The organism is Phenylobacterium sp. (assembly GCF_030693805.1).
Classification (GTDB): domain Bacteria; phylum Pseudomonadota; class Alphaproteobacteria; order Caulobacterales; family Caulobacteraceae; genus Phenylobacterium.
Map to the genome: position 1 here is coordinate 1 of NZ_JAUXZW010000395.1, position 8224 is coordinate 8224.

Annotated in this window: 12 protein-coding genes; all 12 read left to right on the forward strand. The window is 69.5% G+C overall.

Annotated elements, in window-relative coordinates; all coding sequences use genetic code 11:
• Positions 1–375, forward strand: a 375-nt coding sequence (locus Q8M88_RS15830) for an SPOR domain-containing protein (RefSeq protein WP_305598119.1), incomplete at its 5' end; no start/stop codon positions are given.
• Positions 372–1394 carry a beta-N-acetylhexosaminidase gene (gene nagZ / locus Q8M88_RS15835; RefSeq protein ID WP_305598120.1) on the forward strand — a complete coding sequence of 341 codons (1023 nt, stop codon included), beginning with the start codon at positions 372–374 and terminating at the stop codon, positions 1392–1394. The genes Q8M88_RS15830 and nagZ, both read left to right, overlap by 4 nt.
• The gene (locus Q8M88_RS15840) at positions 1391–2194 is read left to right on the forward strand and encodes a ScpA family protein (protein ID WP_305598121.1); all 804 of its coding nucleotides are present in this window, start codon (positions 1391–1393) and stop codon (positions 2192–2194) included. Before nagZ ends, Q8M88_RS15840 begins: the two co-directional genes overlap by 4 nt.
• On the forward strand, positions 2191–2856 hold the full coding sequence (gene scpB / locus Q8M88_RS15845; RefSeq protein WP_305598122.1) for an SMC-Scp complex subunit ScpB: 666 nt from the start codon (positions 2191–2193) through the stop codon (positions 2854–2856). The genes Q8M88_RS15840 and scpB overlap by 4 nt, the downstream gene beginning before the upstream one ends.
• Positions 2857–2991: 135 nt before the next feature.
• Positions 2992–3204 carry a twin-arginine translocase TatA/TatE family subunit gene (locus Q8M88_RS15850; protein ID WP_305598123.1) on the forward strand — a complete coding sequence of 71 codons (213 nt, stop codon included), beginning with the start codon at positions 2992–2994 and terminating at the stop codon, positions 3202–3204.
• 73 nt (positions 3205–3277) lie between these two features.
• Complete coding sequence (gene tatB, locus Q8M88_RS15855) at positions 3278–3790, forward strand: Sec-independent protein translocase protein TatB (RefSeq protein WP_305598124.1); 513 nt, start codon at positions 3278–3280, stop codon at positions 3788–3790.
• Positions 3787–4680 (forward strand): twin-arginine translocase subunit TatC, encoded by an 894-nt coding sequence (gene tatC / locus Q8M88_RS15860; protein WP_305598125.1) that lies wholly within the window; start codon positions 3787–3789, stop codon positions 4678–4680. Before tatB ends, tatC begins: the two co-directional genes overlap by 4 nt.
• A gap of 93 nt (positions 4681–4773) precedes the next feature.
• The gene (gene serS / locus Q8M88_RS15865; RefSeq protein ID WP_305598126.1) at positions 4774–6054 is read left to right on the forward strand and encodes a serine--tRNA ligase; all 1281 of its coding nucleotides are present in this window, start codon (positions 4774–4776) and stop codon (positions 6052–6054) included.
• Positions 6051–6827, forward strand: coding sequence for a 5'/3'-nucleotidase SurE (gene surE, locus Q8M88_RS15870; protein ID WP_305598127.1), 777 nt, complete (start codon positions 6051–6053; stop codon positions 6825–6827). The genes serS and surE overlap by 4 nt, the downstream gene beginning before the upstream one ends.
• 11 nt (positions 6828–6838) lie before the next feature.
• A complete protein-coding gene (locus Q8M88_RS15875; protein WP_305598128.1) occupies positions 6839–7495 on the forward strand; it encodes a protein-L-isoaspartate(D-aspartate) O-methyltransferase in 657 nt (218 codons plus the stop codon).
• 89 nt (positions 7496–7584) lie between these two features.
• Positions 7585–8025 carry a hypothetical protein gene (locus tag Q8M88_RS15880; RefSeq protein WP_305598129.1) on the forward strand — a complete coding sequence of 147 codons (441 nt, stop codon included), beginning with the start codon at positions 7585–7587 and terminating at the stop codon, positions 8023–8025.
• Positions 8026–8034: 9 nt separating this feature from the next.
• The coding region (locus Q8M88_RS15885; protein WP_305598130.1) for a LysM domain-containing protein at positions 8035–8224 on the forward strand (190 nt) is incomplete at its 3' end.

Consider the following 8224-nt stretch of genomic DNA (forward strand, 5'->3'; position numbering starts at 1 on the left):
CCGGCCGCGACGGCCGCCGGGCTGAAGCCCGCACAGCCGATCCCCGCGCCGGCCGCCAAGGCTCCTGCCGCGAAGACGATTCCACCCGCCGCGGCTCCGGTCGCCAAGGCGACGCCCGCTCCGGCGACGGGCGGCGGCGCGGCCTCCGTGCAGATCGGCGCCTTCTCGTCGCAGGCCCAGGTCGAGAGCGGCTGGGCCGATGCGGCTCGGATCGCGCCCGGCGCCATCGCCGGCAAGTCACGTCGGGTCGAGCCGATCCAACGCGGCGGCCAGACCCTCTACCGCACCTCGGTCGCAGGCTTCGCCTCGCGCGCCGACGCCCAGGCCTTCTGCGGGCAGCTCAAGGCGGCGGGCAAGAGCTGCTTCGTCAAGTGACGCAGGCCTGCATCCTCGGCTGCTCCGGCCTGGAGCTTACCCCGCAGGAGAAGGCCTTCTTCCGCGACGTGCGTCCGTGGGGATTCATCCTCTTCAAGCGCAACGTCGACACGCCGGACCAGGTGCGCGCGCTGGTCGAGGCCTTGCGCGACTGCATCGGCCGATCCGACGCGGCGGTGCTGATCGACCAGGAGGGCGGCCGCGTCCAGCGCTTGGGCCAGCCGCACTGGCGGCGCTATCCGCCCGGCCGCGCCTACGGCGAGCTGGCCGGAAACGACATGCTGGCGCGCCGCGAGATCACCCGCCTGGGCGCGCGGCTGCTGGCCCACGACCTGGCGGCGGTGGGGATCAATGTCGACTGCGTCCCGGTGCTCGACGTGCCCGACCCCAGCGGCCACGAGATCATCGGTGACCGGGCCTATGGCGACACGCCGGACGCGGTGGGCCTGCTGGGCCGCGCCGCCGCCGAGGGCCTTATCGCCGGCGGCGTCTTGCCGGTGATCAAGCACATGCCCGGGCACGGGCGGGCGAAGTCCGACAGCCACCTGGCGCTGCCGGTGGTTGAGGCGAGCTACGAAGAGCTCGCCGAACGTGACTTCCCGCCGTTCCGCATGCTTTCCGACATGCCGATGGCGATGAGCGCGCACGTCGTCTACACCGCGATCGACGCCAAGCGCCCGGCGACCACCTCACGCAAGGCGATCCGCCGGGTTATTCGGGGCGAGCTTGGCTTCGACGGCCTGCTGATGACCGACGACCTGTCGATGAAGGCGCTGTCGGGCGATTTCACCGATCGCGCCAAGGCGTCGCTGGCCGCCGGCTGCGACATCGTCCTGCACTGCAACGGCGACATGGACGAGATGAAGGCCGTGGTGGCTGGCGTCGGTTCGCTGTCCGGCAAGGCCCAACGCCGCGCCGCCGCAGCCCTCGGCCGCATCGCACGCGCGCCCGAACCGTTCGACGTGGAGGAGGCCCGCGCGCGGTTCGACGCCGCCTTCGACGGGCGCTACGCCGCATGAGCGAGGGTTTCCAACCGCAGCTCGACTTCGAAGCCGCAGGCGTCGCGGCCGAGGCGGGGGAGGCCTTGATCGTCGACCTGGACGGTTACGAGGGCCCGCTGCACGTGCTGCTGGCGCTGGCCCGCAGCCAGAAGGTCGACCTGCTGAAGCTGTCAGTGCTGAAGCTTGCCGACCAGTACATGGCCTTCGTCCATCAGGCGCGGCGCGCGCGCTTTTCGCTCGCTGCGGACTATCTGGTGATGGCCGCGTGGCTGGCCTACCTGAAGTCGCGACTGCTGCTGCCGAAGCCCGAGCGTCCGACTGCTGAGGAGCCGCCGGCCGACGAGGTCGCCGCCAGGCTGGCCTTCCGCCTGGCCAAGCTGGACGCCATGCGCCGCGCCGCCGAGGCGCTGGCCGCTCTGCCCCACCTGGGCCGCGACGTGTTCGGTCGCGGCGATCCCCAGGCGATCCAGGTGATCCCCTCCACCCGATTGGAGGGCGACCTCTATGGCTTGATGAGCGCCTATGTCGGCCAGCGGACGAGGGTGCGTGACCGCCGCTACACGCCGGCTGCGCCCAAGGCCTATCCGCTGGAGGATGCGCGCGCGCGACTGCGTGCGCTGTTGCCGGAACTCGAGCGCTGGACGCCGCTCGCCGGGGTCGCGCCGCTGGAAGGCAGGGGCGCGGGACCCAGCCGCGCCTCCTATCTCGCCTCGACGCTGTCGGCGAGCCTGGAACTGGTCAAGGAGGGCGCTCTGGAGTCCCGCCAGCTCGAGGCCTTCGCCGACATTTTCCTGCGCACACGGCGGGACGCCGCGTGAGCGATCCCGATCAGACGAATGGGGGCCAGACCGAGCGCGAGGTCGAAGCGCTGTTGTTCGCCGCGGCCGGGCCACTCGGCCTGGACGATTTCGCCGAGCGTCTGCCCCAGGGAGCGGACGTAGAGGGCGCGCTCGTCGCCCTGCAGGCCCGCTATGCGGGGCGGGGCGTGGAGCTGGCCTGCGTCGCCGGGCGCTGGCGCTTCCAGACAGCTCAGGACCTTGCCTGGCTGATGACCCTGGAGCGCGAAGAGCCGAGGCGGCTGTCGCGCGCGGCGCAGGAGACGCTGGCGATCATCGCCTACCATCAGCCGGTGACCCGGGCCGACATCGAAGCTGTGCGCGGCGTGCAGGCCAGTCGGGGCACCCTCGACGTATTGCTCGAGCTTGGCCTGGTGCGCATGCGCGGACGCCGCCGCACGCCTGGTCGGCCGGTGACCTACGGAACGACCGACGCCTTCCTGGAGCAATACGGACTGGCCAACCTGGTCGACCTGCCGGGCGCCGCGGAGATGAAGGCCGCCGGCCTCCTGACCCTCGACATGGGGCCGGACTTCGCCGTGCCCGATCCGGCCGCCGGTCATCCCGACGAAGACCCGCTGGACGCCGCCGACGCCGCGCAATTCCACACCGACTACCTCGCCGCAGACGGATCGGACGCCTGACGCCTGGTGGTCAGTTGTCGCGATCCGCGCCGCAGGGCTCTGCACGCCGTGGCGCTGGCGTGCGCGAGCGTCTATATAGCCGCCATGACGACGGGTGCGGCGCAGGACGCCGCGCCGCGATAGGAGTTTCGCCTGATGGGCTCATTTTCGATCTGGCATTGGCTGATCGTGCTGGTGGTCGTGGCGCTGCTGTTCGGCGGACGCGGCAAGCTCTCCGGCATCATGGGCGACGCGGCCAAGGGCATCCGCGCCTTCAAGGACGGCCTCAAGGACGAGCCGGAGAAAGCCGATGCTGCGGCCAAGCCGCTGACCGCCGCCGAGCGGGAAAAGGACGAAGTTCGCGGCTGATTTCCCGGCGGACCCGTGCGCGGCGCTTCAATGCGCTTGCGCTCGCGCCGGCCATGCTCTTTAGGCCTGGGCCATGCTTCCCGAGATTGGCGCGACTGAACTTCTGGTGATCGCCGTGGTCGCCCTCATCGTCGTGGGGCCGAAGGATCTGCCGGTGCTGCTGCGCAAGCTCGGCCAGATGATGGCCCGCCTGCGCGGTATGGCGGCGGAATTCCGCGCCAGCTTCGACGAGATGGCCCGCCAGTCAGAGCTGGACGAGCTGCGCGCCGAGGTCGAGGCGATGCGCCGCGGCCAGATGGCCGACCACGCCTCCCTGGCCGCCAGCGAAGCCCAGATGGCCGACATCTACGACGAACTCGGGCGTGGCCTGTCGGGCGTGACCACGCAGCCGCAGCCTTCATTGCCGGCCGACGATCCTGTTCCAGAGGCGCCGGCGTCAGCGCCGAAGCCGCGCAAACCCCGCGCCGCAAAGGCGGTCGCGCAAGAGGCGGCGGCGAAGCCCAAGACGGTTCGCGCCGCGCCGAAAGCCAAGTCAGACAGCGCCGCGCCCAAGCCGCGCGCCAAGCCTAAGGCGAAGGCGACGTGAGCACGCCTCACCACGACGAAGCCGAGATCGAGGCCTCACGTGCGCCGCTGCTGGATCACCTGATCGAGCTGCGCAAGCGGCTGATCGTCTGTGTGGCGGCGATCGTCATCGGTTTCGCCATCTGCTTCGGCTTCTCCAAGCAGATCTACATCGCGCTGCTGCATCCCTTCGAGATCGCCGCGCAGTTGCTGGCCGCACAGAAGGCCGGCCACAGCCACGGCGCGTTCGACCTGCTGCTGGCCCTGGTCGGCATGAAGGAGGTGCCCAGCGTCGCCGGGGCGGGCCTGAAGCGGGTTTTCACCGCGCCGCTGGAGTTCTTCTTCACGAAGCTGAAGCTGGCGGCGTTCGGCGCGGTGGTGCTGACCTTCCCGGTGCTGGCCTCGCAGGTCTACGCCTTCGTGGCGCCGGGCCTCTACCGACGCGAGCGCAAGGCCTTCCTGCCGTTCCTGCTGGCCGCGCCGGCGCTGTTCGCGTTGGGGGCGGCGCTCGTCTACTTCATCATCCTGCCGTTCGTGCTGTGGTTCTCGCTGTCGCAGCAGATCTTCGGCGCGGGTGCGATCTCCGTGGAGCTGCTGCCCAAGGTCTCGGACTACCTCACCCTGGTCACGACCCTGTTGCTGGCCTTCGGGCTCTGCTTTCAGTTGCCGGTGGTGCTGAGCCTGCTGGGGATGGCCGGGATCGTCACTTCAAAGGCGCTGTCGCAGGGCCGCCGCTATGCGATCGTCGCGGTGTTCGTGGTCGCCGCCGTGCTGACCCCGCCGGATCCGATCAGCCAGACCCTGCTCGCGGTGCCGATCATCCTGCTCTACGAAATCTCGATCCTGTGCGTGCGCCTCATCGAGCGCGGTCGCCGGCGCGAGGACGAAGCCCGTGGCGTGGTCCCGGTCTAGCGATTCTCGCCTCCGCCCTGCGGCTGCAGGGTTGGCCGGTTCCTCGACGCGCTCTAGACAGGGCCGCCTGACACCACGAGCCGCGGCGAATCCATGCACGACATCCGAGCCATTCGCGAAAACCCCGAGCTCTACGAGACCGCCTGGGCCGTGAAGGGCAAGTCGGGCGTCGCCGCTGAGGCCATCGCGCTGGACGCCAGGTTGCGTGCGGCGAAGCTGGCGCTGGAGACCGCCCAGAGCCGCCGCAATGAAGCCTCCAAACTGATCGGCCAGGCCAAGGCCAAGAAGGACGAAGCCGAAGCCCAGCGCCTGATGGCCGAGGTGGAGCAGGTCAAGGGCGTGCTGGCCGAGCAAGCCGAGGTTGAGCGCGCCGCGGCCGACGCGCTGCAGGATCTGCTCTCGCAAATGCCGAACATCCCGCTGCCCGACGTTCCGGCCGGGGCTGACGAGCACGACAATGTCGAGGTGCGGCGCTGGGGCGAACCCGTCGCCATCGCCAATCCTCGTGACCACGTGGACCTTGGGGAGCGGCTGGGCCTGATCGATTTCGAGGCCGCCGCGCGCATGAGCGGCGCGCGCTTCGTGATCCTGAAGGGCCAGATCGCCCGGCTCGAGCGCGCACTTGGCCAGTTCATGCTCGACCTGCAGACCCAGCAGCACAGCTACACCGAGGTTTCGCCGCCGCTGATGGTCAATGACGCGGCCGCCTACGGCACCGACAAGCTGCCGAAGTTCGCCGAGGACCTTTTCAAGACCACCGACGGACGCTGGCTGATCCCGACGGCGGAAGTGCCGCTGACTAGCCTGGTCATGGGTCAGATCGTCGCCGAGGAAGATCTGCCGATGCGCTTCACGGCGCTGACGCCATGCTTCCGTTCCGAGGCCGGGGCTTCGGGCCGCGACACACGCGGGATGATCCGCCAGCATCAGTTCTACAAGGTCGAGCTAGTCTCGATCACCACACCCGAGGAGTCCGAGGCCGAGCACGAGCGAATGGTCGGTTGCGCCGAGGCCGTCCTGAGGGCGTTGGAATTGCCCTATCGCACCATGCTGCTCTGCAAGGGCGACATGGGGTTCGGGGCGCGCAAGACCTACGACCTCGAGGTCTGGATCCCCTCGGAAGGCCGTTATCGCGAGATCAGCTCGTGCTCCAACACCGGTGACTTCCAGGCAAGGCGGATGGACGCCCGCGCCAAGAAGGCCGGTGAGAAGGGCACCCGTTACGTCCATACGCTCAACGGCTCGGGGCTCGCCGTCGGGCGCACCCTGGTGGCGGTGATGGAGAACTACCAGGAAGAGGATGGCCGCATCGCCGTCCCGAAGGTGCTGCAGCCCTATCTGTCGGGCGCGACGCACATCGGCGCGCCGCGATGAGGATCCTGGTCACCAACGACGACGGAATCCACGCCGAGGGTCTGGCGGCGCTGGAGCGTATCGCCGCCTCGCTGACCGACGACGTCTGGGTGTGCGCGCCGGAATACGAGCAGTCGGGGGCCTCGCGCGCCCTGACGCTGTCCGAGCCGATCCGCGTGCGCAAGGTCGGCCCCAGGCGCTTCGCCGCCACGGGCACGCCCACCGACTGTGTGATGCTGGCGATCAACGAGCTGATCGATGGCGATCGGCCGGACTTGGTGCTGTCGGGCGTCAACCGCGGCCCCAACATCGCCGAGGACGTGACCATGTCGGGCACCGTCGCCGGCGCCATCGAGGGCATGGCCCTGGGCGTCCCCGCAATCGCCCTGTCGCAGGCCGGCCGCCCCGACGACATGGAAGGCTTCTTCACCCCCGCCGAGACCTTCGCGCCCGGGATCATCCGCCGTCTGACCGCGCAGGGCTGGCCGGGGGATGTCGTGATGAACGTCAACTTTCCGGTGATCGAGCCGGGCGCCGCCGCCGAGGTCGAGGTCACCCGCCAGGGGTTCCGCGACGTGCAGGTGCGCCATGCCGAGCGGCGCACCGACCTGCGCGGTCGCGACTATTACTGGATCGGATTTCGGCAATTCCGTTCGCAGCCTGCGGACGGCACCGACCTGCGCGCTTTCTATGAGGGACGGATCTCGGTTACGCCCTTGCACATCGATCTTACCCACGCCGCCACCGTCGAGGCCTTGAAGAAGGTCCTGGACGGCCCGGCCCCATCGCTTTGACGACGCCCGCCATGGCCCAAGACGACGACACGCCGCAGGAACGCCTGGCCCGCCTGGTGCTCCTGCTCCGCTCGCAAGGGGTCACAGAGCCTGCGGTGCTGAACGCCATCGAGAGCACGCCGCGCGACCTGTTCACGCCGGATCTGTTCCGCGAGCGCTCATGGGAGGATTCGGCCCTGCCGATCGCCTGCGGCCAGACGATCAGTCAGCCGTTCATCGTCGGCCTGATGACCCAGGCGCTGAACCTGAAGCCGCGCTCGCGGGTGCTGGAGATCGGCACCGGGTCCGGATACCAGACCACGATCCTCTCCAAGCTCGCGCGGTTGGTCTACACCGTCGAACGCTACCGCACGCTGATGAGCGAGGCCGAGGCGCGGTTCCGTACGCTGGGCTTGACCAATATCATCACCCGGTTCGGTGATGGGGGGGAGGGATGGCGCGAGCAGGCGCCGTTTGACCGCATTATGGTCACGGCCGCGGCGCCGGACGAGCCGACAGCCCTTCTCGCGCAACTCAAGCCGTCGGGAATCCTGGTCGCCCCCGTCGGTCGCGGTCCTGTGCAGAGTCTTAAACGCTATACCGGCGACGGAGCGGGCGGGATCACGGTCGAGGAATTGACCGAGGTTCGCTTCGTGCCGCTGCTCGATGGTGTGGCCAAAGAGCTCTGAGCGCATCTGCGGAGCATCCATCTCTGCGGTCTTAACTCGCCGTCAACCACGGCGCCCCGAGTGATTCAGATTCTCTGGCAGGAGCGGCGATGACCCAATTCCTGATTCGAGCCGCATCGGTCGCGGCCGGCGTTCTGGCCTTGGCTGGGTGCGCGTCTTACGAGCCGTTCGAGGCGACTCAGATGGAGGCGCCGCGGCCGAACTTTCCCACGCGGTTGCCCGAGGGGGCGGCCACGCCTGCGCCGCAGTACGATCCCGCCGCGCCACAGGCGCGCCCCACGACGCCGGTCCAGGCCCGCCCGCTGGAACCCGCTGCACCGTCCGGTCCAGGCTATGTGACGCCCTCGACGCCGCCGGAGGGCCCGCGCCCGCAACCTTCGCCCGCGCCGACCTACAATCCGTTCCCGACCTCGCCGCCGCCGCCCGCCGTGGTCGCCGCGCCGCCCGTGCGGCCGCAGGCGCCAGCGACCCGTACGGTCACCCGCGCCACGGTCACCGGCAAGGTGGTCGAGGTCGACGCGCCGCCCTAGACCTACACCGTGCAGAAGGGCGACAACCTCGACGGCATCGCCCGCAAGCTCGGCACCGACCGCAAGCAGCTCGCGGATGACAACAAACTGAAGTCCCCCTACGCCCTGAAGCCCGGCCAGACGCTGAAAGGTCCATCCAGCAAGGCCAAGGCCTATGTGGTCGGATCGGGCGACACGCTGTTCGCCGTCGCCCGCCGCT